This is a genomic window from Leptospira haakeii, assembly GCF_002812045.1.
GTDB lineage: Bacteria > Spirochaetota > Leptospiria > Leptospirales > Leptospiraceae > Leptospira_B > Leptospira_B haakeii.
Genome location: NZ_NPEG01000003.1, coordinates 113,407 through 137,484, shown reverse-complemented (window position 1 = coordinate 137,484; position 24,078 = coordinate 113,407). Strand labels below are relative to the sequence as shown.

General features: G+C 39.7%; 24 protein-coding genes. 18 read left to right on the top strand and 6 right to left on the bottom strand.

What is annotated here, in order from left to right; translation table 11 throughout:
* Window positions 1–3 precede the first annotated feature (3 nt).
* From CH377_RS08245 to lcpA, 6 genes are read left to right on the top strand one after another with little or no spacing between them, the layout of a single operon-like run.
* Window positions 4–468 (top strand): FtsB family cell division protein, encoded by a 465-nt coding sequence (locus CH377_RS08245; protein ID WP_207797649.1) that lies wholly within the window; start codon window positions 4–6, stop codon window positions 466–468.
* Between the two features lie 10 nt (window positions 469–478).
* Window positions 479–1,084 carry a ClpP family protease gene (locus CH377_RS08240; RefSeq protein ID WP_100709990.1) on the top strand — a complete coding sequence of 202 codons (606 nt, stop codon included), beginning with the start codon at window positions 479–481 and terminating at the stop codon, window positions 1,082–1,084.
* Window positions 1,085–1,094: 10 nt separating this feature from the next.
* Window positions 1,095–1,451 (top strand): hypothetical protein, encoded by a 357-nt coding sequence (locus CH377_RS08235; RefSeq protein WP_100723353.1) that lies wholly within the window; start codon window positions 1,095–1,097, stop codon window positions 1,449–1,451.
* Between the two features lie 3 nt (window positions 1,452–1,454).
* A complete protein-coding gene (locus tag CH377_RS08230; protein ID WP_100723352.1) occupies window positions 1,455–2,456 on the top strand; it encodes a YheT family hydrolase in 1,002 nt (333 codons plus the stop codon).
* 27 nt (window positions 2,457–2,483) lie between these two features.
* Window positions 2,484–3,029, top strand: coding sequence for a DUF4416 family protein (locus CH377_RS08225; protein ID WP_100723351.1), 546 nt, complete (start codon window positions 2,484–2,486; stop codon window positions 3,027–3,029).
* Entirely contained in the window at window positions 3,004–3,576 is a 573-nt protein-coding gene (lcpA, locus tag CH377_RS08220) for a complement regulator-acquiring protein LcpA (RefSeq protein WP_100723350.1), read from the top strand. The genes CH377_RS08225 and lcpA overlap by 26 nt, the downstream gene beginning before the upstream one ends.
* A gap of 30 nt (window positions 3,577–3,606) precedes the next feature.
* On the opposite strand, the gene CH377_RS08215 is transcribed toward lcpA, so the two are convergent.
* Window positions 3,607–4,362, bottom strand: coding sequence for a diacylglycerol/polyprenol kinase family protein (locus CH377_RS08215; RefSeq protein WP_100723349.1), 756 nt, complete (start codon window positions 4,360–4,362; stop codon window positions 3,607–3,609).
* A gap of 39 nt (window positions 4,363–4,401) precedes the next feature.
* Window positions 4,402–4,752 (bottom strand): STAS domain-containing protein, encoded by a 351-nt coding sequence (locus tag CH377_RS08210; RefSeq protein ID WP_008590048.1) that lies wholly within the window; start codon window positions 4,750–4,752, stop codon window positions 4,402–4,404.
* A gap of 44 nt (window positions 4,753–4,796) precedes the next feature.
* Here CH377_RS08210 and CH377_RS08205 point away from each other — a divergent pair, with 44 nt between their 5' ends.
* From CH377_RS08205 to CH377_RS08190, 4 genes are all read left to right on the top strand, one after another.
* Window positions 4,797–5,501: a hypothetical protein gene (locus CH377_RS08205; protein WP_100723348.1), complete on the top strand. Its 705-nt coding sequence runs from the start codon at window positions 4,797–4,799 to the stop codon at window positions 5,499–5,501.
* A gap of 18 nt (window positions 5,502–5,519) precedes the next feature.
* Window positions 5,520–5,867 carry a hypothetical protein gene (locus CH377_RS08200; protein ID WP_100723347.1) on the top strand — a complete coding sequence of 116 codons (348 nt, stop codon included), beginning with the start codon at window positions 5,520–5,522 and terminating at the stop codon, window positions 5,865–5,867.
* Between the two features lie 40 nt (window positions 5,868–5,907).
* Window positions 5,908–7,443 carry an LIC12015 family putative lipoprotein gene (locus CH377_RS19690; protein ID WP_100723346.1) on the top strand — a complete coding sequence of 512 codons (1,536 nt, stop codon included), beginning with the start codon at window positions 5,908–5,910 and terminating at the stop codon, window positions 7,441–7,443.
* Window positions 7,444–7,740: 297 nt separating this feature from the next.
* Window positions 7,741–8,148: a helix-turn-helix domain-containing protein gene (locus CH377_RS08190; protein ID WP_010515694.1), complete on the top strand. Its 408-nt coding sequence runs from the start codon at window positions 7,741–7,743 to the stop codon at window positions 8,146–8,148.
* A 116-nt stretch (window positions 8,149–8,264) separates the two neighbouring features.
* Here the strand turns inward: CH377_RS08190 and clpB are convergent, their stop codons facing one another.
* The gene (clpB, locus tag CH377_RS08185; RefSeq protein ID WP_100723345.1) at window positions 8,265–10,832 is read right to left on the bottom strand and encodes an ATP-dependent chaperone ClpB; all 2,568 of its coding nucleotides are present in this window, start codon (window positions 10,830–10,832) and stop codon (window positions 8,265–8,267) included.
* Window positions 10,833–11,067: 235 nt separating this feature from the next.
* Between clpB and CH377_RS08180 the strand changes: the two genes are divergently transcribed.
* Genes CH377_RS08180 through CH377_RS08170 form a run of 3 tightly spaced genes read left to right on the top strand, consistent with a single transcriptional unit; the run spans window position 11,068 to window position 15,740 of the window.
* On the top strand, window positions 11,068–12,876 hold the full coding sequence (locus tag CH377_RS08180) for a sodium-dependent transporter (RefSeq protein WP_100723344.1): 1,809 nt from the start codon (window positions 11,068–11,070) through the stop codon (window positions 12,874–12,876).
* 6 nt (window positions 12,877–12,882) lie between these two features.
* On the top strand, window positions 12,883–14,880 hold the full coding sequence (locus CH377_RS08175) for an ATP-dependent DNA helicase (RefSeq protein WP_100723343.1): 1,998 nt from the start codon (window positions 12,883–12,885) through the stop codon (window positions 14,878–14,880).
* Window positions 14,877–15,740, top strand: a complete 864-nt coding sequence (locus CH377_RS08170; protein WP_100723342.1) for a hypothetical protein — start codon at window positions 14,877–14,879, stop codon at window positions 15,738–15,740. Before CH377_RS08175 ends, CH377_RS08170 begins: the two co-directional genes overlap by 4 nt.
* Here the strand turns inward: CH377_RS08170 and CH377_RS08165 are convergent.
* Together CH377_RS08165 and asnS are read right to left on the bottom strand one after the other, a co-directional pair.
* Complete coding sequence (locus tag CH377_RS08165; RefSeq protein ID WP_100723341.1) at window positions 15,709–16,503, bottom strand: hypothetical protein; 795 nt, start codon at window positions 16,501–16,503, stop codon at window positions 15,709–15,711. The two genes, CH377_RS08170 and CH377_RS08165, sit on opposite strands and share 32 nt — an antisense overlap.
* A gap of 84 nt (window positions 16,504–16,587) precedes the next feature.
* The gene (gene asnS, locus CH377_RS08160; protein ID WP_100723340.1) at window positions 16,588–17,895 is read right to left on the bottom strand and encodes an asparagine--tRNA ligase; all 1,308 of its coding nucleotides are present in this window, start codon (window positions 17,893–17,895) and stop codon (window positions 16,588–16,590) included.
* Between the two features lie 79 nt (window positions 17,896–17,974).
* Between asnS and folD the strand changes: the two genes are divergently transcribed.
* From folD to CH377_RS08135, 5 genes are all read left to right on the top strand, one after another.
* Window positions 17,975–18,829: a bifunctional methylenetetrahydrofolate dehydrogenase/methenyltetrahydrofolate cyclohydrolase FolD gene (folD, locus tag CH377_RS08155; protein ID WP_100723339.1), complete on the top strand. Its 855-nt coding sequence runs from the start codon at window positions 17,975–17,977 to the stop codon at window positions 18,827–18,829.
* Between the two features lie 16 nt (window positions 18,830–18,845).
* A complete protein-coding gene (locus tag CH377_RS08150; protein WP_100723338.1) occupies window positions 18,846–19,811 on the top strand; it encodes an acetylxylan esterase in 966 nt (321 codons plus the stop codon).
* Window positions 19,808–21,217 carry a cysteine--tRNA ligase gene (cysS, locus tag CH377_RS08145; RefSeq protein WP_100723337.1) on the top strand — a complete coding sequence of 470 codons (1,410 nt, stop codon included), beginning with the start codon at window positions 19,808–19,810 and terminating at the stop codon, window positions 21,215–21,217. The genes CH377_RS08150 and cysS overlap by 4 nt, the downstream gene beginning before the upstream one ends.
* Entirely contained in the window at window positions 21,214–21,957 is a 744-nt protein-coding gene (gene rlmB, locus CH377_RS08140) for a 23S rRNA (guanosine(2251)-2'-O)-methyltransferase RlmB (RefSeq protein WP_100723336.1), read from the top strand. Before cysS ends, rlmB begins: the two co-directional genes overlap by 4 nt.
* 107 nt (window positions 21,958–22,064) lie before the next feature.
* A complete protein-coding gene (locus tag CH377_RS08135; RefSeq protein ID WP_100723335.1) occupies window positions 22,065–23,246 on the top strand; it encodes an alpha/beta fold hydrolase in 1,182 nt (393 codons plus the stop codon).
* Window positions 23,247–23,334: 88 nt separating this feature from the next.
* On the opposite strand, the gene CH377_RS08130 is transcribed toward CH377_RS08135, so the two are convergent.
* The gene (locus CH377_RS08130) at window positions 23,335–23,979 is read right to left on the bottom strand and encodes a hypothetical protein (RefSeq protein ID WP_100723334.1); all 645 of its coding nucleotides are present in this window, start codon (window positions 23,977–23,979) and stop codon (window positions 23,335–23,337) included.
* Between the last annotated feature and the right edge of the window lie 99 nt (window positions 23,980–24,078).

Sequence of the window (24,078 nt, the reverse complement as noted above, 5' to 3'; positions counted from 1 at the left end):
CTTATGGGTATGAATCTGGCGAACAAACTGTTTTTACTTCTGCTCTTCCTTTCCGGAATGTTTTACTTCACGGTATTGGGAGAGTCAGGTTTGGTCGTAAGGTCCACCCTAGAAACCAGTCTTTCCAGCCTTCGTTTGGATGTGGAAAGACTGGAGTATGAGAATAGACAATTAGAAGAAAGGCAAAAACTTCTACGCGATGATAAGCTTGCCTTGGAGAAAGAAGCCAGAAAATATTATCTTCTCTCCGAAAACGCACAAATTATCAAATTTAGGGAGCCAGAACCAAAAGCGGAGAATCGTCCGGTCCTTGCCTCCCGTCTAATTGCTTTAAGAGCGGACCGTGATATGCCGGTCCCTCCGATCCAGTTACTTCGCTTTTTTTACGTTTCCTTTGTAGCTTTCGTATTTATTGGAGTTTTCAGGAAATTACGGAGGAAGAAACTGGAAGAACGAACCGCTGCTTAAGGGAGCCAGAATGTCTGAGACTGAAAAAATCACCGAAGTAATCGAAGAATTAGCCGGTAGCAAAATTTCCAAAAAGTTCATCGACCATAGAAAAATTTTCTTATGGGGCGCGGTTACTGATGAATCCGCAAAAGACATCGTAGGCAAACTGCTCTATCTGGAAATGGCTGACCCAGGAAAAGAAATTACATTCTATATCAATAGTCCCGGAGGAGTTGTTACTTCCGGACTTACCATCTACGACACAATGAAGATGATCACTTCCCCGGTTCATACTGTATGTATGGGACTTGCGGCTTCTATGGGATCTGTTCTTTTAGCTGCCGGTGTAAAAGGAAAAAGATCTATTTGGCCTAACGGCAAAGTGATGATCCACCAGCCAAGTATCGGTGGGCAAATCGTAGCTCCTGCAACTGATCTACAAATTCATGCAGAAGAGATCCTAAAAACAAGAGCAAGATTGAATCAAATACTTGCGGAAGCTTGTGGTCATCCTGTTGAAAAACTGGAAGAAGATACGGATAGAGATTATTATATGGATGCGGATGAAGCGATCAAGTACGGTATCGTAGATTCACTCGCTACCACAATAGACTTCCCTAAACCTTCCAATTAAGGTCATTCGTTTGTCGGGACTTCCCTCCGTAGAAGAAACCGTTCGCTCCTTTCTGGAAACAATTCAGGAAGGAGCTCCTTCTTCCGAAAAAGAAATGCCTTCTCTATTTCTGGAATTCTCCGAGTTATTATTTGAGAATCCAGAACATACTTCTGAAAAAATTTTAATCACTGACCTAGGCGGTTTCGAGCTGGATGAGTTCTTGAATTTTTATCTGGAAGATATGTTTCCGGACGATCCAAAGATCAGAGAAAAGGGAAAAACATTTCTAAAAAAATTCAGAAAGTTTTTAGATAGAAAATTTCCTTTAAAAAAAGAACAAGAAGAAGAGTGGAAAGAGTTTTTTAAAGAAAACGAGATCCGTTGATCTATGGAAGCTTCTAATTTCCGACCTAAAAGATTCGTTTCGGGCAAACACGCTCAAACAATTTACAGCACTCTTTTCCCTCCTGAAAATCCTCTAAGGACTTCTTATTACTGTGAAGACATCCTTCTCACTGTAAGCGGAGAATCCGAAGATAAACTCTGGTTAGAACATAACCCTCCTGTTTCTTCCTATCGTAAGAGTGCAATTCCTTCCAACGGGACTTATATACTTATGATCCATGGGATGGAAGGTAATTCGGAAAGTTCCTATTTAGTTTCTCTAGCTACTTCTGCTCTGGAAAGAGGATACGGAGTCATTCGTATGAATTTGAGAAACTGTGGTAGAGGAAGAGGTTTCGCTAAAAAATCGTATTACGCGGGTCAGTCTGAAGATTTACAAGATGTTATAGATTATATCCATGAGTACTTGAGTAAAAAGATCTATGTGTCCGGATTTTCTCTCTCCGCAAATCTTGTCTTAAAATTTTTTGGAGAATCCAGAAACCATAAGTCGCTCGCATTCTCTGCAGTCTCCCCTCCTCTGGACCTTGCAAAAAATTGTGATTTTATAGATTCACTTTCCGGAAGATTTTATAGAAATCATTTTATCAGTAGTTTTAAGAAGAAGATTAAAGAAGGTATCTTGGAACTGACTCCATTGCAGTTAGAAAATTCCAAGAAAGTAAGAACATTTTTCGACTTTGATGATATGATCACTGCTCCTTCTTTCGGATATCCGAGTGCTATGGAATATTATAAAAAGAACTCTTGCATCAATTATATACAATCCATCACTCATTCTGGAATTCTAATCCATGCCGAGGATGATCCGGTAGTTCCTTTATTCGAATGGAATTCCATAAACTGGTCCAAACTTCCTAATTTAAAAACGATTCTGACTAAACAAGGAGGGCATGTCGGGTTTGTGACTGATTCGAATCCTGATCTTCCGGATGGCCGTTGGCTTACTAAAATTCTGCTGGATTATTTCGATTCCAAATTATAATCTGCTGCTTGAAACCAGCTTAGACAAGTGAATTCCAAACAAATATCTTCCAAACCCAAAAAACCTCTTCCAGCTTCCTTCTTCCTAGTGGTTTCCTATGAAAATGAAGAGGCCTATTATCGTTTGAAAGAAAAAGCGGAAGACTCTTTCTCTCAAACTTTATACGAATCCAAACCACTTCCTAAATGGACCCACCAATTTGAGAATTTCTTGGATTCTCCCATCGGAAGGTTTACTCGTGTACTTTCTTTAAAAAGAAGGATTTCCAGGGAAGAACTTCCCAGTCTTCAAAAAGAATGTACCAAATTCCAAACTCATTTGCATAAATCAGATGAATCTATTAGAGTATTTCCGGGTTACCTAACTCCTTATAATCTGGTTTTAGCATCTTTGGAAGAAGATCTGCATAGGATCTATATGTTCCATGGAGTATTCGCAGAAATCATATATACTTACCAGGGACAAAAATGGATCCCTCAAAATTCCGCCTGGGAATTTTTCAAACATCCTGAAGTTCTATACTTTTTTACTAATTTACGAGAATCTTATGTTAGCTCTTTGGAAAAACGTTAAACTTATATCATTATCTCTGCTTGTATTTGCGGCCTGCGAACCAACTGTTCTCTCCGTTAACAATGTGGAACTTTGCGACTATTTTACGAGAGATGGGGTCTGCAGAGAACCTTCTCCATTGAATAAAAAATATTCAGTGGATATTCCAAATGCCAAAAAGCCGAATACCTGGGAAGAATTAGGGAACTATCTTTATTTCCATGCTCGTGAAACTCCAGGTTTTGTACTTAGAATGAATCGCAGGATGAGTCCTGAAGAAAGGAAACAGATCCAAGAGACCTACTTTGCCATGTACGAATTTGCAGGTGTAAAAGGCAAAATGGAAGGTTTCGAAATCGGAGAAGATTGGATCGGTTCTTTTAATTACCTAGGTTCTATGGTAAAGGAAAAACAGAAAAAGGAAAATCGTTTAGGCCAATACCCTTACGAAACTTCTATTTTCCCTACAGATTTAGAATTTACCTGGTCGGCAAAAGGGATCAAAGGAAACACAAAGACTAAAATTGACTTCGTATATCATGTTCTCCCCGCGGAGAAAACTCCTTAAACTTTTCCGCAATTAGAAAATTCGATTTTCCTAATATGTTTCGAAGATCTGGGCTGGGTTTAAAAAGATCTGACCGATGCTCAGATCTAACGTAAAATACGCAAAAAATCCCAAAACGATCGCAGATACAACCGGGATAAGAAGATTATCATCTACAATCCCGTTCCAGTACGTCCCACTATAAAGTTCAGTTACAGCAGCGGCAATCACTGCCGGTAAAACTAAGATAATATTCTGCCAAAATTCTCCGGAGGAAAATTGATAAATTCCTAATTCTCTCGAACCTGACTGAACCACATAAATAAACCAAAGCCCTACGATAGTAGAAGATAGAATGAATGCTAAAATCCCTTCTTTAGATTTACCGTTTGAGAATCTGTTCTTTCCGAAATGGGTTCCAACCCAAGCAGCCATCGGATCTCCGATCACTAAGAACAATAGAGAAAGAATTGCTATATCAGGAGGAAAGAAAAAGACCACGAATGTAATGGAAAGAAAATAAGGGAATGTCCCGTTGATCCTGGACTTTTCTTCTTCTTTTAATAAAGGACCGGCTAACTTTACAAATACTGTTTGAACGATTGGAATATGGAACCTTGCCCACTCCAATAAGACTAAAAGTACAAGACAAAGAATGAGTAAAATTGTAAGAATAGCGCGGGTTGCATATACCAACAAAAATTGCCCATGGAATACATCGAAATAGTAGAAGGCAGGTATGATCAGCCCAAGTAAATGCCAGGCCTTTCTAAAATAATTAAAGGAAGAAGTTTTTTCAGATTTCATTTTCTATTTCCGAGATTGCCCATCTTAGATCCGAGAATATCAACGTTTAGAAGCCATCTTTAAGGCAGCTTCTTCGTCATTTGCGATTAGGAAAAATCCACTTAAACCCGCCATTTTAAAAACATTGATCACGGCTTTGGAGATATTTACAAGGACGAGTTTGTTCTTACTGGAAAAACTGGATTGGCTCACTTCCTTTAAGGCCTGGACCCCAGTGGAGGATACCAAATGTACGTCTTCCATATCCATGATGACCGGTCCCTGGCGAACCGCCAAGGAAAGCACATCCTTAAATTTTTTCTCCGTAAAGGAGTTGATAGAACCCTGCAATTTCAGAACTTGAACGCTGTCTATCTTTTCCGTTGAGATGATAATCTCGTTCAGGATCATAACGGTTCGATTCGTCAGGATATCGGAATTTCATAATAGATACAATGGTTTTTCTATTCTTCACCTCAGCTTATCTCTTTTTCAAAACCTATGGATTTCCATTCTCCGGTTCCTTGGTGCTTTGTCTTACGATCGCATTTTCCCAGTTCCATTCTTCTAAATCGCTCAGACCCAATTTCAATTTTTTAATATTTCCAGCTTTGGTATGTGCAGTTTCCTTTTGGGACGGTACGGCTGCAGAATCCATATTAGATTTAGTCTGTTTGAGTCTTGCGGGTATGATCTCTTCGGGAGGGTTTTCTTTTTTAGGAAGTCGTTCTCCTGCGTTTAGGGAAACTTTAGGAGTCCTAATATTGGCAGGTTCTTGTATCCTTTCTTTTTCCAGGAGGGAACTTTCTCCATTTCTAATCCCTGCACTTTCCTTATTTCTAATTTTATCCATTCCGAAACAGATCCGTATTATTATTTTAGGACTTTGTGTTTTACTTTCTGGAGTTTGGCTCTTACATGAGCCGGCTCATCCCGGTTTAGAACCTTCCCTATTTAAATCAGTACTGCTATTTTTAGGAATGTTCTGGGTCCTTAGGAAGGGAAAGAAGGATCTTCTTAGCGGTCTCTTATTTTCCACCTTCTTCTTTCTTATATGCCTATCCAAACCGGGAGAGGAGTTGATGATCCTCACCTGCGGACTCTTTTTTTCCTACTTGCAAGAAGCAGCCTGGGGCCTAGACTCAGGAACTGAAGTTTAAAGTTCCAGGTCTTATTCCATGAAAATTAAAGTGGCACATCTTTTACGCAAAACGGAAGAAATAGATAGGGACCTGACCGAACTAGGCAAGATCAAGGATAGAATTTCAGCAGACCGGGATTATTCCGAATCTTTAAAAGTATCTATTGGAGCGGAGATGGACAAACTCTCTTCTCAAAAACAAGAGATGCTTTCTATGAAGACAAAGGAAACTCCATCCGATTGGAATTCTTCCGGCAATCCTTCAGGTGCTAGGGCAGCCGAAGGACTTTACCAAGACAACGAAAAACGCCTAACTCGCGAAATATCCGTTGAAATCCAAGGTAAGAAGCAGCAACCTGCCCGAAAGACCATTCATAAATACTAGTCTTTTCGAGATCCGAAAAGAACAGGTTATATAAAACAACATGAACAAAAAAATAATCGTACTCTCCTTCCTGGCGGCATTACTCTTTCAGTGTAATTCAGACTCGGATGTATTAGCCTCTTTTAAAGGAGGAACAGTTACCAGAAAAGAACTCAGGAACTTCTACCAACTAAATACAGGCGGCCGCAAACCAGAGCCGAATCATCCAACCAAAGAAGAGCAAACTCAACTTCTAGAAACTTTAGGTCTTTTCAAATTGATCTCTTTATACAATACAGAAAAGAAACTTGTATCCGAAGATGAATTAGCGGTTTTCCTAAAATATTCCAAACCACAAATGGCAGCTTCCTTCCTACAAAGAAATTTAGCGGAGAAGTTGGAGCAAGTTGGTAAATTAAAATTCGCTTTTGTTCGAGTAATCGCAGTTTTCTCTTTCGATCCTAAAGAGGAAGAAGTCACAAGACAGAGAGCGGCGAGTATTTTTGAAGGAATCCAAAAACTTTCCTCTAAAAAAGAAATCATTCAATACGTTGTAGATCATACGGATCAACCCGCATACAAAGCAGTGGGCGGATTATTAGAACCACAATGTTTGAATTGTGGAAATGATCCTAATCTCACTTTTTACAAAGAAGCTGCTGAGAATGAAGGGAAATGGATCTTAAAAGAGATCGATGACCAACTTCCTCCAGGAGCAGATCCTAAAACTCCTAGAAAGAAAAAATTCCTAATTTTAAGAGTAGAAAGAGTAGAGACAATCTACGCTTCCAGAGTAGGAAAATTTTTCTCAAAAGAATTCGGAAAACTAAAAAGCCTCGCTAAAAATTATATTGAGACTCCAGGAATTTCCGACCAGATCAAAGCGGATGTAAAACGTAATTATCTGGATCTGAAAGTAGATGATATCGCTCCTCGTTACGAAGACTTCATGAAAAAAAGATTCTTGTTCAGCGCAGTTAGCGAGCAAGAAGAACAATTAGTGAAAAATGCAGGTTTCGAAAAGGCAAATATCACTCAGGACAATCTGAATACTTTCAATCATGAATCTGTTCTATTAACGAATACTAAAACAGGTGAAACTGTTAAGTTCAAAGATGTTTTGAGCGAATTGGAACAATTGGCAAAACAAAGCGGTTTAGATTCTTCTAAACTAGACGATAAAGCGAATGTGCTCCAATTTTTCAGACAACAATATATTTGGTATAAAATAGCGGATCATTCCACTGAATTGAAAGACGCTTTAGAATCTAAAGATTTCCAAGACATGTTCAATGTAATGAAACTATATATTGTGCAACCATTGGTATTCAAAAGAGAACTTCCAAATGATGTAACTGTTTCAGAAGCAGAAATGAGAGAGCAGTACGAAGCTGCCAAAATGTTCTCTTACTCTAAGTCAAATCCGAATAATCCTCAAGACAGAACTCCTATGCCTTATGGTGAAGTTAGAGAGAAAATTAAAGAAGATTTGATTCGTGCTAAGAAACAAAATTTCGTTAGAGAGCTTACCCAAAAGCTTAAAACAGATTACCAATTCATTCTGGACTCTAGCAGATTGAAAGAAGGTAAGATCTAATCGTATATCCTAGGATAGCTTAGGTATCCCTTAAACCAGTAGTCCGAAGAGGTTATAAACCTTTATACTTCGGACTACTGACCGTGTTCTACGTTTCTATACAGCCTAACGCCTTTTTTTATAGAATAAGATTGCAAATGCTTGATTCTTATTCTTATCTCTCTTAGTATTAGCCGACTTTGGAAAAAATTTCTATACTTAAGTGCCCGTTGAGCTTGATGGAAATTTATTCTTGAGACAAAGTAAGGTCGTTTTAAAACGGTTAAAAAGGGGAAAAGAATGAACAACCACATCTATATGCTCCGTAAAAAACGGGGAATCAAGCAATATGATATGGCAAGGGCTCTGGGTGTATCCCCTAGCTACCTTTCCAAAATTGAAACCGGTAGCCAAGCTCCTACTGAAAAATTCAGACAGGCTTGCGCTAAATATTTGAAAACGACATTAGATAAGTTATTTAACGAAAGTCCGGTAGAAGAAGTTTATCCTGAATTCAGCCAAGGACTCACCAATAAACTCTGGGCAAAACGCAGAGAATTGGGAATCAAACAATATGATATGGCTAAAAAATTAAAGGTCTCAACTCCCTTCCTTTCCAAAGTGGAGTTAGGACTATTAGAGCCGCCTGAAGATTTCAAGAGCATGGCTTCTAAAGTTTTAAAAATGAAAAAAGAGGAATTATTTCTACATAAAGTAGAATTCTAAATCGAACACGGGAGGTAAAACTCCCGTAAGCAATACTGCACATTCTTTTTCCCTTACTATGTGTTGTATCTTAGTGAAACCCCAGGTTTGTTAAACCCGGGGTTTTTTATTGGATGCTACTTAACGAGCACAGTTCCACCGGAATAATCCAGAACGATACTCTGCCCTTCCTTGAATTCACCCTTCAGTATAAAATTACTAAGAGCGTTTCCAATTTCCCTTTGGACTAGTCTTTTCAAAGGCCTTGCTCCGTATTCAGGATCAAAACCTGCCTGCACTATATGTTTTTTTAATGCAGGAGTAAAGTTAACTGTAAGTCCATTCTCTGCCGCTTTCTTAACCATGATCTGCAATTGAAGTTCCGCAATCTTAGCGATCATTGTTTCATCTACGGATTTGAATAGGATTACTTCGTCCAAACGGTTTAGGAACTCAGGTTTGAAATGTTTTTTCAATCTTTGCTCCACCATTCTTTCTTTTTCCTCTTCCGAATATTCCGCAGAACCCAAAACATCAGAACCTATATTAGAAGTAAGAATGATGACAGTATTCTTGAAGTCCACATTCCTTCCTTTAGAGTCGGTCAACCTACCCTCGTCCAGTATCTGTAAGAAGATATTGAATACTTCCGGATGAGCCTTCTCCACCTCATCGAATAAGAGCACAGAATAAGGCCTGCGTCTTACTGCTTCTGTCAATTGTCCGCCTTCGTCATGACCTATATAACCTGGAGGAGCACCTATCAGTCTGGACACAGAATGAGCTTCCATATATTCGCTCATATCGATACGAAGCATCGCATTCACATCATCGAATAAGAATTCGGACAATGCTTTTGCAGTTTCCGTTTTACCAACACCTGTAGGTCCCAAGAATAAGAATGTACCGATGGGGCGATTCGGGTCCGCAATTCCTGCTCTGGATCTACGGATCGCTTCGGATAATAATCCTAAAGCATGATCCTGACCGATTACCTTAATCTTAAGTGAATCTTCCATTTTGAGAAGTTTTGCCTTCTCTCCTTGGAGCATCTTAGATACAGGAATTCCAGTCCAACGAGAGACTATATTAGCAATATCTTCTTCATCTACTTCTTCTTTTAGAAGTCTTCCTGAGCCTGAGATCTTTTTTAGTTCCGCGTTCGCCTTTTCCATTTCTTTGGAAAGTTCTATTAGTTTTCCATAACGTATTTCCGCGACTCTATTGATCTCCCCTCTTCTTTCTGCCTCTGCTTCCAAAACCTTGTATTTATCCGTTTCTTCCTTGATTTCCTTAATTTTAGAAATTTTGGATTTTTCAAGATCCCAACGAGCTTTTAGATTTCTAAAAAGTTCTTCTTGTTCGGAAAGTTCTTTTGCAATATTCTCTACTCTTTGTTTAGAAGCGGGATCCGTTTCTCTTTTCAGTGCTTCTTTTTCGATCTTCAAAGACTGGATCTTTTTGCTTAGTTTGTCCAATTCTTCCGGCATAGAATCCATTTCTATCCTCATCTTGGAACTTGCTTCGTCTATCAGATCCACAGCCTTGTCAGGAAGGAAACGATCCGCAATATAACGATTCGATAAACTAGCCGCTGCTACGATCGCGGAATCCAATATTTTGATCCCATGATGAAGTTCATATCTATCTTTCAAACCGCGAAGAATTGTAACTGTTTCTTCCACACTTGGTTCTTTTACATAAACCGGTTGGAACCTTCTTTCTAAGGCCGCATCCTTTTCTATATACTTTTGGTATTCCTTTAAGGTAGTCGCACCTATACAACGGAGTTCTCCACGTGCAAGCATCGGTTTAAGCATATTAGAAGCATCCATTGCTCCTTCTTGTGCGCCTGCTCCCACGAGTGTATGGATCTCATCTATGAATAGTATGATATTCCCATCACTGTGTTTTACTTCGTCGAGTGTCGCTTTTAGCCTTTCTTCAAATTCTCCCCGATACTTTGCACCTGCAATCATGGCGCCTAGATCCAGCGCATAAATTGTTTTTGTTTTAATTCCTTCCGGCACTTCCCCTTGGATGATCTTACCGGCGAGTCCCTCTACGATTGCAGTTTTACCGACCCCAGGTTCACCGATTAAGACCGGATTATTTTTAGTCCTGCGAGAAAGTACTTGGATGGTCCTTCTGATCTCTTCGTCCCTTCCGATGACAGGGTCCAACTTGCCAAGTTTTGCGAGCTCATTTAGATTTTTTGCATATTTTTTCAAGGCATCTGCCTTGTTTTCAGGTGTATCATCCATGATTGGTTGTCCTTTTCTGAGTTCTAGTACTACTTTTAATAATTTAGGATAATCGAGTCCTAATTGAATGAATTCTTGGCGAAGTGAAGATGTACCATTCTTCAAAAATGCCAAAAGAACATGGTCCGTAGAAAGATACTCATCCTTTAGCTCTGCCCGAACTTTGTCGGAAGATTGTAAAAGAGAGATAGCGGCTCTAGAGAATCCCTTCTCCGAATGACCTTCTACCCTTGGTAGTTTTGTGATCGATTCTTGCGTTTTGCGTTGGAATGAAGATAAGTTCAATCCCAACTTGGAAAACAAAGGAGGAGCAAATCCATCTCCTTGGCTTAAGATCTGAGCAATGATATGTTCCTCTTGTATCTCTGGGTTCTTATCATAAGAGCTTTGGGCACCCGAAAGCGCTTCATTCAATTTTAATGTGATCTTATCTAGTTTCATTTTTATACGAATCCATTCTATATTCGAGTTGGTACTTAGACTGGAGTAGTTACCCTATTTCTCAATTTTTCTGCCATAAAGTCAGAGACGATTTTAAGCCCATTATGTCCCGTTTTTTTCCATTCCTAAATCCGAATTCGTTTTGACAAGGAGGTATGTTCTACTGGGATTATAGTCCATTCCCTTTTCGGACAGGTATTAAGTCCGAAATCCCTAAAAGTCGGAACAACCCTAGATGACTAAAGAACCGCCCAAGGAAAGTTGGAAATCCCGTACTGGACTAATATTAACCGTTGCCTCTGGAGCGATCGGACTCGGAAACTTCCTCCGATTTCCAGGACAGGCAGTACAAAATGGAGGAGGAGCTTTCCTTCTCCCCTATATCATCAGCTTTATCCTAGTTGGAATCCCAGTTTGTATCACCGAATGGGTGATGGGAAGAATGGGTGGTGAACAGGGGCATAGTTTTCCGAATCTATTCAGGGCATATCTTTCCGGTGTTCCTCTTAGACTCCTCGGAACAATCGGTGTTACCATTCCTTTATTGATATATGTCTATTATGTTTTTGTAGAAGCTTGGTGCCTAGCGTATGCTTTCGATTTTGTAACCGGAAGTATCAGTTTGAATTCAGGAAATGGGGATCTGAATTCGCTTATCCAAAATTCTTCCAATCATTTCCATACATTGGTTGGTGCTAAAGAAAATGGAAGTGCTGTACAAGGTAAAATTTTTTACGCCACACTCGCCTGCTTTCTAATGAATTTCATTTTAGTATATAGAGGAATCGCAAAAGGTCTGGAAGTATTCGCCAAGATCGCAGTTCCTGCAATGCTCATCTGTTCGGTCATCGTTCTGATCCGAGTATTAACTTTAGATAATATAGAATTAGGGCTCGCACAAATGTGGAACCCGAATTGGTCTGCATTAGGAGAGGCCAAGGTTTGGATCTCCGCCGCAGGCCAAATATTTTTTACCTTGTCCGCCGGTTTCGGGATCGCTTTGGTATTTTCCAGTTATCTCAAAAAGGAGAATGATGTAATCTTATCATCGGTTTCTGCGGCTTCTCTAAACGAATTTGTAGAAGTTGCATTCGGTGGAATGATCACCATCCCTGTAGCGTTTTTATTTTTAGGAGTATCAGCTACTTCTTTCGGGACATTCGGTATGGGATTTATCGCACTCCCTTCCGTGTTTGCTTTGATGCCTGGTGGATCTTTTTTCGGAGCCATCTGGTATTTCGTTCTATTCTTAGCGGCACTCACCTCTTCCGTTACGATGTTACAACCTGTAATCGTATTCCTGGAAGAAGCTTTCCATATCAGAAGAAGGACTTCCAGTTTTGTACTTTTCCTTTTCACATTCGGACTTTCTTTCCCGATCTTATATTTTAATAAAAACTTCAATGCGTTAGACCAAGCAGACTTCTGGGTTGGAACAGTTCTCATTTATATCCTCGCAACTTTGCAGATCGTAATTTTCGGTTGGGTAATCGGAGCCAAAAAAGGTTTAGAAGAAGGTCATAAGGGAGCACATGCCCACCTGCCTAAGTTTTTCTGGTGGGTAATCCAATATGTCACACCTGCATTCTTATTGATCGTATTCGGAATGTTCCTCTACCAAAACCTGGGATCTTATATCAATAAGATGGATGTGGATTGGATGATTGCAAACGCTCCTGCCGGAACCAGCGCGGAAGAAGCAAAATTCCAGGCATTGATCTCTCGTTATGTATTTCTGGCAATTATCGCGGTTTTTGGATTCGTCTATCTACTCGTACATCTCAGCTTGAAAGGTAAGGAAGAATCTAAGAACAAATCCACAAACAAAGTGCTACCAATCTTTTTGGGAAGTTTTATACTGATCCTTGCATTCTTTATGAATATTTTCCCTTACAAAGAAACATCTTCTGTCAAGGCAACATTCGGTTCCGTTTCTCCAGAATTAACATTGGATGGGGCTCTGATCATGTGGGTTTCTCTCGGTTTAGTAGCCCTTCTATCCTTATATTGTATAATCAAACTTTTCCGAACCAGGGAAGCGTGAGTCGCTTTGAGTAGAGTAGAAGAACAATTCAAAAAACTTTCCAAACTCTGGCCTGATTTCGAATCCAGATCGGGCCAGATCCAAATGGCAAATAGTGTAGAACAAGCATTTGCCAGCTCGGAACATTTGATCGTAGAAGCGGGAACCGGTGTCGGAAAGTCCCTAGCATATTTGATCCCAGCGGCAATCAGCGCCTTAGAAGGAGAAGAAATTGTAGTCATCTCTACAGAAACTAAAGCTCTACAAGACCAGCTTATCCGAAAAGATATCCCCCTTGTTTCTCAAATTTTGGGACAAGAAGTGAAAGCTGAAATTGCAATGGGTGCTTCCAACTATGTTTGTAAAAGAAAATTAGGAAATGTTCTCACCCAAGGAACCTTCGGTCCTGAGATGATGGAACATTTGAATTCTTTTAAGGATTGGGTTAACCAATCCGAATCAGGAAGAAGGCAAGAATATGACGGATATGCTTCTCCTGATTTTTGGTCCAAGGTAACAAGAGAAGCAGATTCTTGTTTAGGAAGAAGTTGTCCTAACTTCTCCCATTCTTTTTATTTTTTAGAAAGAGCTAAATGGCAGAAATCAAATCTATTGATCGTAAACCATTCTTTACTCGCGGCTCATATAGCATCCGATTTTAATATTCTTCCCGATTTCAAAAAGATCGTAGTGGATGAGGCTCATAATTTTCCTGAAGTTTTAGGAAACGCATTCAGAATAGAATTATCCTCTTTAGAGATCCAAAAACTTTTACAAGGTGTCTGGAACTCATCTAAAAAATCCGGATTAGGAGCAAGACTCAATTCTCCTAAGATCAATGATCTTACAAATCTTGCAGGAGAAAAACTTTTCCTCTGTTTCAATAAGGTAGTGGGAGAACTTCCGCTTAATTTCTATGGCTCACAAAGAATACGTAGACCATTAAAAATGGACGGAGGAGAATTAGAAGCAGCCTTAGATTCTCTTCAAGAAGCACTACTCATAGAATTAAAAAAGTATTCTAAAGATAGCGATGAGATAGAAGAAAAAGAAATCGCGATGGAGATAGAAATGTCTTCAGGTCGTATCGGACAAATCGCAGAAGGTTTACATCTTTTCCGTACAATGGATGAGGGAGAAAGAGTATATTGGGCGGATCCTCCTAATACTAAAACAAAGGAGATGTTCCCAAAACTCCTAACCCAACCTTTAAAGTCTGAAACAATACTTCGAGAAGTTTTGGAACCCAGAACCGAAAGTATAATATTCACTTCCGCTACACTTTCTACCAATAAGGGTGATCTAAGTTATTTTGCAGATAGGATCGGAAAATTACCTTCTCGTTCTAAGTTAGTGGCTTCTCCTTTTCCTTATGAAAAGAATGCACTTTTGTTTTTGCCTAAGGATATCAAGGATGCTACTGAATCTGCGGAGAGAAATGCGGCAGATCTTTCTCGCTATATTTTAAAACTGATCGAGCTGACTAAAGGTGGAGCATTCGTTTTATTTACTTCTAATAAATCCTTGAATGAAATTATAGAAACAATCCGCCCTCTTACTGATCTACCGGTGATCTCTCAATTGGAGATGGGACCGGAAGCCGCTAAAAATCGCTTTTTAGCGGAAAAGGATGCGGTCCTTTTCGGAGTATCTTCCTTCTGGCAGGGTGTGGATATCAGAGGTGATAAGCTCAGATCAGTGATCCTGACTAAACTTCCTTTCCAACCACCGAATGATCCGGTTCTGGAAGCAAGAAGTGAGAAGTTGAAAGAGAAAGGTGGAAATCCTTTTAAGGATCTGCAACTTCCTTATGCAACCACTGTGCTTAAACAAGGTTTCGGAAGATTGATCCGTTCAGAAAGAGATACCGGAATTGTAAGTCTTTTGGATTCTCGTATCTGGACCAAGTCTTACGGCACTGATCTGATCAATTCTCTTCCGCCTGCAAAACGGATCTCTGAATGGAACCAACTAAAATTAGAATATTCTAAACTTCCCAATTATTCTTCCGGAGAAGCGGTATGAAACTTAGAACTCTGGCAATCTTTTTCATCTCTGGAATTTCCCTTTTTGCTTGGGAATCCAAGGACAAAACAGAGACGATCGTAAATTGGAGAACCGGGGAGATTAGTAAAACGGTGGAAGTCAAACTTCCTAAGATTGTATTCCATCCGGATGATCCAGATTATAATAAGATCGGAACCGCAAAAAATATCACAGAAGCCAGAAATATCGCCAAAGAGAACGCTAAAGAAGAGATTAAGAAATACTTATATAGAAGTATGGAAAATCTAAAATTAGATTCTAACCTTCTTCTTAGAGAAAAAATAGCTCAGGATGAATCCTTTCGAGAAATTTTCCAAGAGATCTACGAGAAGGAACCTATCGAGATTCACAATCAATTCAAAGGAAATCATTTAATCGCTACAGGAATTCTTTCCTTAAAGGGAAAAAAAGGAATTCTATCTCATATTACTCTACCCTATTCTTCCGAAAGTTTTCCGGAAGCCCATCCAATCCATAATCCTGCGGATTCTTATACAGGTTTAATTGTGGATGCGAGACATTTAGAAGTTGTGCCTGCTTTATTTTCCGAGATCAGAGACGAGGACGGAGTCGGGATCTATTCTCCTTTATTCGTTAAAAAAAGTTCCATAGTCAATTACGGATATATTCGTTATTTTTCTAAAGTGCAGGACGCAATGAAAGAAGATATAGCAGGGTATAAACCTCTTTTGACTACAGCTTTAGGTGTTTCCGGAAAATTAGGAGCGGATCTTGTAATCTCCAACGAGGATGCGGAGAAGGTCTTGGCCTCCCCTAAATCCAGGGAGGCCCTCTTGAAAGGAAGGGTTATCGTGATTCTAAGGAAACCAGAGAAGTAAAAACTTCTTCCGCTTTTTTATAAGACTCAGAGAATAGATACGCATATCCCAGATCCAAAAGTTCTGTTCTAGAAAGTTCTTTTTTTCTGGCTTCGTATTTAGGGATGTTTTTGATCCTGTCTGAATACTCAGTCACCTTATCTTCGAAAGAAGGGATCTCACCTGCACCCGGAAGTTTTTCCAGAATATTACAGGCTTCTTCGAATTTTCCAATATGAACAAAACATAATCCTAAAGCAGCCAGAACATCTCTGTCTTCTTTTAGGCTTTCTGAATTTTCTTTGAATACTTTAAGAGCTTCTTCAAATTTTCTCAAATGATATAAGGAGAAAAATTCAAGTTTGGAAAAATACCCATCCGTCCAGAGTGCCTTATATCTTTGGATAAGATCTGCACATGCTTTATGGGCTCCCACTTCTTCACATGCTTTAATCCCAGTGGTTAAAATAGAATAAGATACTAGGCTGGAAGATGCCTTGAAGTATTCGTGAAATAATACTGCGGCCTCTTTTGCATTTCCTTTCGCTTTATGCAGATAAGCGCCAAGCAAAGGTGTAAGGACCGTTTTTCCTTCTAAAGGAAAATTATTGGCAGTATTCGTTTCCGTTTCGAATTCGCAAACCGCTCTTAAATGATTTAAGAACACGTTTTTCGGATTCTTCTCCGCTAGTTTGGATACTTCCTCGTACGCTCCCGTTTCAAAGAGTTCCCAAGCGGACTCTTCTAAGGAAAGCTGTGTGGAAAGGGCGGAACTTTTAGCCATACGATACCTCTATTTCTGGTATCGGTTGATATAGCTTTTTCTCTAGATTTTTTTTCTCACGCTGAGGCGCAGAGCCCTCAAGATTTAAGGGTATAATCTTTCCATCATACGAGGATAAGGGATACATTCTCGAACATGTTGTAATCCGCAGATCCATGCGATCAGCCTTTCTGTCCCGAGACCAAAACCTGAATGAGGAACAGAACCGTATTTTCTAAGCTCCAAATACCATTCGTAAGATTCTACGGGAAGGTTTTCTTCTTCTAGCCTTTTAGTGATATTTTCGTAACTTTCTTCCCTTTCTGAGCCGCCAATGATCTCCCCCACTCCGTCTGGCGCGATCAAGTCAGCGTTCAAAACTGTTCTTGGATCCTCCGGGTTGACCTTCATATAGAATGCTTTTGCTTCTCTCGGATATTTTTGGATAAAAACCGGTCCGCCGAATTTTTGGCAAAGCATCTGTTCCCTTTCAGAATTGATATCATCCCCCCAAGTGATGTCTTCTCCTTGGGATTGAAGGTATTCTAATGCTTCCTTATAATCGATAAGAGCAAATGGTTTAGAGATATAATCCAACAAAGGTGCAGGATCCCTTTCTAAAACTTTCAGCTCGGGACCGCAGGCTTTTACAGTTTCCCGGATCACAGTCTTAACAAAATCTTCCTGTAATTTTAGATTTTCTGCATGTGTTAGAAATGCAGTTTCCGCTTCGACCATCCAGAATTCCGTTAAATGCCTTCTGGTTTTACTCTTCTCCGCTCTGAATGTTGGGCCGTAACAATATACTTTGTTATGAGCAAATATTGCAGTTTCTAAGTACAATTGTCCAGTTTGGGCAAGATATGCATTCCCAAGATCGAAATATTCCGTAGAAAATAATGTTCCGGCAGATTCTCCAATGGAACCGGTTAAGATCGGAGTATCTATCAAAGTGAATTGATTGCTGTGAAAATATTTCCTGATCTGGTAAGAAAGTTCACTTCGTACCTTTATGATTGCAAGCTGCTTACTGGAACGTAACCATAGATGTCTTTGGGAAAGTAAAAAGTCTATCCCATGTTCTTTAGGTGTGATCGGGTAATTGTCTGATTCTCCTACCTTCTTGAAAGAAGAAAGTACAAGTTCAAATCCTATCGGAGACTTTTCATTCTCCACTAATTTACCGATTACCTCGACAGAAGTTTCCTGTTTAAGGTGTTTGATCTCGGAAAACAGATCTTCTCCCAAAATTTCTTTTTCTGCGAGCACTTGTAAGATTTTTCCGGAATTTCTCAGACTTAAAAATTGTCTGGCGTTAGATCCTCTCAAACCGTGAACCCAACCTTGGATTCGTACGGTCTGGTTTACATGTTCCGGCAAACGATTTAGGTCAATGGTAGAAACTTCGGACATGATCCTATTTTAAGCATTCTACCCGACTGAAAAGGATTATTTCGAATGACATTGGGACCTAAAGCTAAATCCTGAACCCATGACTGCGATTTTACTGGATGGCAAAAAACTTTCTCAAAAGATAAAAGATTCTATCGCCGAAGAGATCAAAACTCTTACGGCTTCCGGGAAAAAGCCCCCGAAACTCGCAACGATCCTGGTCGGAAGCGATCCTGCTTCTGCCACTTACGTAAATATGAAAGTCAAGTCCTGTCACGCGGTGGGAATGATCTCCGAAAAAATTGAACTTCCTGAAACGACGACCACCCAGGAATTACTTGCAGTCATTGATCGCCTAAACTCAGATCCAGATACCCACGGAATTCTACTACAGCATCCTACCCCTCCTCAAATAGACGAAAGAGCAGCATTCGATCGGATAGATTTGAAAAAGGATGTGGACGGAGTTACTACATTATCCTTCGGGAAATTGTCCATGGGAGTGGAAACCTATCTTCCTTGCACTCCATACGGTATGGTCCTTCTTTTAAAAGAATATGGGATTGATCCTGCTGGAAAAAGAGCGGTGGTTGTAGGACGTTCTCCTATTTTGGGAAAACCTATGGCGATGCTTCTCACAGAAATGAACGCAACCGTCACCCTCTGCCATTCCAGAACCCAAAACTTACCGGAAATCGTTTCCCAAGCCGACATCGTAGTCGGCGCTGTAGGAAAACCTGAATTTATCAAATCCGATTGGATTAAACCTGGCGCAGTATTATTGGATGCCGGATATAACGCAGGAAACGTAGGAGATATTGAAATTTCCAAGGCCTGGGAAAAATCCTCTCATTATACTCCGGTTCCGGGAGGTGTAGGACCTATGACAATTTCGGTCCTTCTTCTGCAGACATTGTATTCTGCAAAAGATCACTTTACACCCCCGTTGAAATGAAAACGATGTATCTCTGATGGCTATCAGTTTCGACGAGTGCTTCCAGACCTATCCACCCTTCTCACCTCCAGCGGATTTGGACGATTTTTGGGCGGAGTCGATCCGAGAACTCAAAGGTTTTCCGGTTAAAAACCAAACCAAGGCCCTACTCAAAGGGACTATCTTAAAAGAAACCATCTACGATATTTCTTTCCAATCTTATGGGAACGCAACACTTACCGGAAGTTTGGTGATCCCAAGAAAAAGAGGGGATCTTCCAGTTCTTGTCTATTTTCATGATTATGCAAAAGACAGACCTCAAATTATTAAGGGATTAACAGAAGCTGGAGTAGCACAACTCATCCTCGACCTAAGAGGTCATGGAACACAGCTCATCCGTCCGGTTCTGAAAGAAGGAGAAATTCCTGATCCCGATTGGACTCCTGGCTATTACAGAAAGGGATTAGAGGCGAAAGAATCCTTCTTCTTAAAAGCAAATTATTTAGATGTGATCCGCACGATCGAATTTCTAAGACTCACTGATGGGATTGATGGAGATAAGATCATCCTGGCTGGAAAAGGTATCGGTGCCTCTATGGCATTATTCGGTGCTGCGAATTCTCCGAGAGTAAAAGCACTTATATTAGAAACTCCTAATTTTTGCCATGTAGATGATACCCAATTAAAATTGGGAACAAGCTGGTCCAAAGAAGTTTCAGAACAGATCTCTAATGCAAAATCCAAAAAAGCCCAAGTAAAAAAGAACCTTTCTTATTTTGATAGTTTGAATTTTTCCAAAAAGATCAAGATCCCTACTCTAGTTTCAGTCGGGATGGACGATAAAGTTTCTCATCCTAAGTCTGTATTCGCATTATTCAATCATTTAGTCTGCGATAAAAGAATGCAAGTATACCCTACAGAAGGAAACGAAGCAGGTATCGCAGGGGACAAACAGAATTTGGCCAATTTGGAATTCTCGAAAGAGATCCTGTTCCCTGAATGAAAGAAATCCGTTTTCATAATTCTCTTAGCGGAAACAAAGAAGTATTTCGCCCTGAGTTTCCAGACAGGGTTAGAGTATATTCCTGTGGACCTACAGTTTATAATTTTGCCCACCTCGGAAATCTGCGCGCATTCTTATTCGTAGATCTTCTTAGACGTGCTCTTGTTGCATTCGGTTATAAACCGGATATGACAATGAATATCACTGACATTGACGATAAGATCATCCGAGAATCATTAGCACAAGGTAAAGGAATTAGGGAATTTACCGAACCATGGGTCAAGGCATTCCAAGATGATTTAGAATCTTTGAATATTCAAAAATTAGAACATTATCCTAGGGCAACCGATTCTATTCCTTCTATGGTGGAGATCATCAAACATCTTCAAAACCAGGGATTAGTCTATGAAAAAGACGGCAGTTTGTATTATTCCATTTCCAAATTCAAAAATTACGGAAAACTTTCCAAAATTGATATAAGCGGGATGAAAACAGGTACTCGTTACGATACCGACGAATATGACAAAGACGATGTAAGAGACTTTGTTCTTTGGAAATTCCCGAAACAAGATGGGGAACCTTCTTGGGAAACAGAGATAGGTTCCGGAAGACCGGGCTGGCATTTAGAATGTTCTGCAATGGTGCGTGATGTATATGGGTCCGGAGTAGATATACATACCGGAGGTGTGGACCTCACCTTCCCCCACCATGAAAATGAAATCGCCCAAAGTGAAGGGGCTTATCCAGAAGAATCTTTCGTAAAATATTGGCTACACTCTGAACATCTACTAGTGAACGGAGAGAAAATGGCCAAGTCCAAGGGAAACTTTTTCACCTTGAGGGATTTGATAAAAGAAGGGGCTGAACCAAGAAATATCCGGTTCCTTCTACTCTCCGCACATTATAGAAGTAAATTAAATTTCACTAAAGAAAGATTAGAAGAAGCAGCTCAGTCGGTCTCTAAGATCCAAAACTGCATCAATCGATTATTAGAAGAATTATCTAAGTCGGGAAAAACATTCCAACCTAAAGAGAAGGTAGATACGGAAACCTGGAATGAGTTTTTGGAAAGTCTCGCAGATGATCTGAATATTTCTAAATTTCTGGCATCCGTTTTTGAATTGGTAAAAGATTCAAATCAATATCTGGACCAAAACTCACCGAATGAAAACGAGATCATCCAAAGATTGGAATTGTTTTATAAAATAGATTCTATCTTAGGAGTTTTAAGTTTCGAAAGAAAAGTAGAAGTTTTAGACTCTGAGATAGATGAACTCGTAAGACAAAGGCAGGAAGCACGCAAAAATAAAAACTTTGCGGAATCTGACAGACTTAGGGATAAATTGAACGAACTAGGGATCATAATCGAAGACACCAAAGAAGGTCTTCGCTGGAAAAGAAAATGAGCCGCCAGGATTATATCTACGGAAGAAGGAATATCCGAGAAATTCTGGAAAGACATCTCGAAAAAGGTTCAGAACTTTCCTTCCAAGAAATTTGGCTAACTTCCGGCGCTAAAAAAGAATTAGAAGAAATTCTTTCCGAGTTAGGGGACAAACTCCTGATCAAAGAAGCATCTCCGAGTAAATTAGACAAAATGGCTCCCGGTGTAAATCACCAGGGTGTTCTTGCACTTAGAATACAACTCCACTCTGGAGATAAAAAATCATTCGATTCTCATCTGGAAGATTGTAAGGGCCCAATTCTTGTTTTGGATCGTATCCAAGATCCGGGAAACCTTGGAAATATTTTAAGAACGGCGGAATGTTTCGGAGTAGAAACAGTCCTTATCCCTGATCGAGATTCTTCCGGTATCACACCTGCAGTCGAAAAGGTGGCTTCCGGTGCACTCGCATATTTAAATGTTTTTAAAGTCGGGAACCTCGCACAAATATTAGAAAAATTGCAAAAACGAAATTTTTGGGTGGTTTCCACTTCTGACAAAGGAACGGAAGATTGGTCCAAAATCCCTCCCTGGAAAGAGTTAGTGATCCTAATGGGAAATGAAGGAGAAGGTCTAAAAAGGATCTTAATGGAAAAATCGGATTTTACAGTTCGTATCCCACTTCATGGCCATATCTCCTCTCTAAATGTGACAGTTGCCACAGGGATTGTACTGGATCGTTTGAAAAACCGACCGAAGTAAATCGTATTCAAACATTTATTTCCTTTCTGTTACGATATTAATGAAGGACATTCATTAAATTCTAGCTTGCGGTTTTTCAGGATTGATACCAAACTTTCTCCATTAGTATGAAAAGGTTTTTATCTTTCCGAACTCTCGTTTTATTTTTCACACTTCTATCCTTTGCAAACTGTGATTACGTTCAAGATAGGATCACTCCTCCCGACAACAAATCGCTAGCGGATCAACTTAAGGATTATATTGTCTCGAGTTATTTTGCAGAACAGAATCATGCCTTATATAAATTTTCCACTGTATTCCCGAATATGGCGGTAGGTAGCCTTTCTCCCCTATATTTCCAAGATCCATATTTTCAGCGGGATAATTCCAAAGCAAAAATCGTTCTGATTCACGGATGGGACTTTGCGGAAAGACAAACAGATCTTCCTACTGATTTTAATAAGAAGGTGGCAAACTTACTCGGGACCTGGAACCAAGGTCTTGCATTTATCACTCAGACAACGGGTCTTCCTGCCGGTTATTCCTCGAGTGTATATGATACTTTTGAGATCTATGTTTTCACATATAGGACCTCCGATTATATCGAAATAAACGGAAGAAGGTTTATAGATTCTTTAAATGCAGCGTTTAGTTCTTCCGACAAAGTCGTTGTTGTAGCTCACTCCATGGGAGGATTAGTTTCCAGAGCTGCAATCCAGCATGCGAATAATACTAAGGATGTGATAGATCATATCGTAAGTTTAGGAACTCCATACTATGGATCTCCCTACTCTTCTCCACAATACACTGGAAATTTAAGCTCCATCGGAACTATTATTAAGTTTATGACGGACACTCCCGGTGGACAAGGTCTTGCTTATACGAACGGACTCAGTGCAGGTGTGACTGCGATTAGTCCTCCTATCACAGATGGAACCAACCAAGCATTTAATTTTTTCTTAGAAAGTATGATCGCAAATACTTCCAAGGACTCCATCACAACCGTATATGGAGGAGATATGGGTTCAGGAAATTGTAGCGATACTGAACATGCTACTACCTATCGAGCTGCATGTACCGTGATTACAGCTGGGACACCACCTTTTACTAACTCCGATGGTATTGTTCCTTTAGCTTCCGCACGTTTGAATAATCGACCGTTAATCGCGAATGCATATACTGTTAGCAATATGGACCATTCTCAAATGTCCTTTAGGAATGAAGGTGGAACAGGCGGTGGACTCACCACAGTGAAAACACATTTTAATAATGTGTTCAATGAAGTGTTTACGATCGTAAGTGGCTTGTAAAAAATAACTGTTTCAAACTCGTAGAAACAGGTTGGCAGTTAGACTAATAATAAAATCTATCTAACCGCCAACTTTCGAATAAAGAATACTAATTTTGGATATTCAAAGGTTCTAGATTTCCTTGATAAAAATTCGTCTGTTCAAATCGGATAAATTTTGATCCTTTGGGAATAGAATAAATCGCTTTTACAGTTCCACTCTCTCCAGGAAGAATTCTTTCTGTGCCTGTTCTACCTTTATCTGTATCTCTAGACATTGGAATGCCGTATTGACAACCGGTCATCGCAGCTGCAAAAATAGGTTTCGGTTCATTTTGAATTTTTGGAAATACTGGCTTGGAACCGTAAACATTTTTTGGCCAAAGACTTGTATCATCGATTTGCACAAGAAGACGCATTTCGGAAAATCTACGTATCAGACTTTTTAGTTCGTCAGCACTCATTTCGGGCTTCTTGCTTTTATAATAATCTTCTAACTTACTTCCACATAATTCAAAATAACTTGTCTTTTGCATCAGGTTTGTAGCTTTAAAAGTAGCAATGTAGAAATCTTCTCCCCACCAATCTTCCCCAACTTTTCTATAAAAACCAAGATCGACTAATTCCAGTTTCCATTCAGTACTGGAATTTTTTTGAGCCGGAGAATTATAAAACGGAGCCTTGGTAGAAAGGGAAGAACAACCCAAGAAAGATAGGAGAAAAACTAACGTAATAGTCGCAAATTTAAATTTCATTAAAAGGAGACTTGAATTAAATAGAATTTATTTCAACTTATTTTAAGGATTCTCCAAAGAACTTTTTATGGAGAAAATTTGAATGCTACTTATCCATTA

Excerpts from the sequence above, each read along its gene's own strand:
- CH377_RS08245 (WP_207797649.1), top strand. The coding sequence starts at position 4 with ATGGGTATGAATCTGGCGAACAAACTGTTTTTACTTCTGCTCTTCCTT.
- CH377_RS08240 (WP_100709990.1), top strand. The coding sequence starts at position 479 with ATGTCTGAGACTGAAAAAATCACCGAAGTAATCGAAGAATTAGCCGGT.
- CH377_RS08230 (WP_100723352.1), top strand. The coding sequence starts at position 1,455 with ATGGAAGCTTCTAATTTCCGACCTAAAAGATTCGTTTCGGGCAAACAC.
- lcpA (WP_100723350.1), top strand. The coding sequence starts at position 3,004 with ATGTTAGCTCTTTGGAAAAACGTTAAACTTATATCATTATCTCTGCTT.
- CH377_RS08215 (WP_100723349.1), bottom strand. The coding sequence starts at position 4,362 with ATGAAATCTGAAAAAACTTCTTCCTTTAATTATTTTAGAAAGGCCTGG.
- CH377_RS08210 (WP_008590048.1), bottom strand. The coding sequence starts at position 4,752 with ATGATCCTGAACGAGATTATCATCTCAACGGAAAAGATAGACAGCGTT.
- CH377_RS08205 (WP_100723348.1), top strand. The coding sequence starts at position 4,797 with ATGGTTTTTCTATTCTTCACCTCAGCTTATCTCTTTTTCAAAACCTAT.
- CH377_RS08200 (WP_100723347.1), top strand. The coding sequence starts at position 5,520 with ATGAAAATTAAAGTGGCACATCTTTTACGCAAAACGGAAGAAATAGAT.
- CH377_RS19690 (WP_100723346.1), top strand. The coding sequence starts at position 5,908 with ATGAACAAAAAAATAATCGTACTCTCCTTCCTGGCGGCATTACTCTTT.
- CH377_RS08190 (WP_010515694.1), top strand. The coding sequence starts at position 7,741 with ATGCTCCGTAAAAAACGGGGAATCAAGCAATATGATATGGCAAGGGCT.
- clpB (WP_100723345.1), bottom strand. The coding sequence starts at position 10,832 with ATGAAACTAGATAAGATCACATTAAAATTGAATGAAGCGCTTTCGGGT.
- CH377_RS08180 (WP_100723344.1), top strand. The coding sequence starts at position 11,068 with ATGACTAAAGAACCGCCCAAGGAAAGTTGGAAATCCCGTACTGGACTA.
- CH377_RS08170 (WP_100723342.1), top strand. The coding sequence starts at position 14,877 with ATGAAACTTAGAACTCTGGCAATCTTTTTCATCTCTGGAATTTCCCTT.
- CH377_RS08165 (WP_100723341.1), bottom strand. The coding sequence starts at position 16,503 with ATGGCTAAAAGTTCCGCCCTTTCCACACAGCTTTCCTTAGAAGAGTCC.
- asnS (WP_100723340.1), bottom strand. The coding sequence starts at position 17,895 with ATGTCCGAAGTTTCTACCATTGACCTAAATCGTTTGCCGGAACATGTA.
- folD (WP_100723339.1), top strand. The coding sequence starts at position 17,975 with ATGACTGCGATTTTACTGGATGGCAAAAAACTTTCTCAAAAGATAAAA.
- CH377_RS08150 (WP_100723338.1), top strand. The coding sequence starts at position 18,846 with ATGGCTATCAGTTTCGACGAGTGCTTCCAGACCTATCCACCCTTCTCA.
- cysS (WP_100723337.1), top strand. The coding sequence starts at position 19,808 with ATGAAAGAAATCCGTTTTCATAATTCTCTTAGCGGAAACAAAGAAGTA.
- rlmB (WP_100723336.1), top strand. The coding sequence starts at position 21,214 with ATGAGCCGCCAGGATTATATCTACGGAAGAAGGAATATCCGAGAAATT.
- CH377_RS08135 (WP_100723335.1), top strand. The coding sequence starts at position 22,065 with ATGAAAAGGTTTTTATCTTTCCGAACTCTCGTTTTATTTTTCACACTT.
- CH377_RS08130 (WP_100723334.1), bottom strand. The coding sequence starts at position 23,979 with ATGAAATTTAAATTTGCGACTATTACGTTAGTTTTTCTCCTATCTTTC.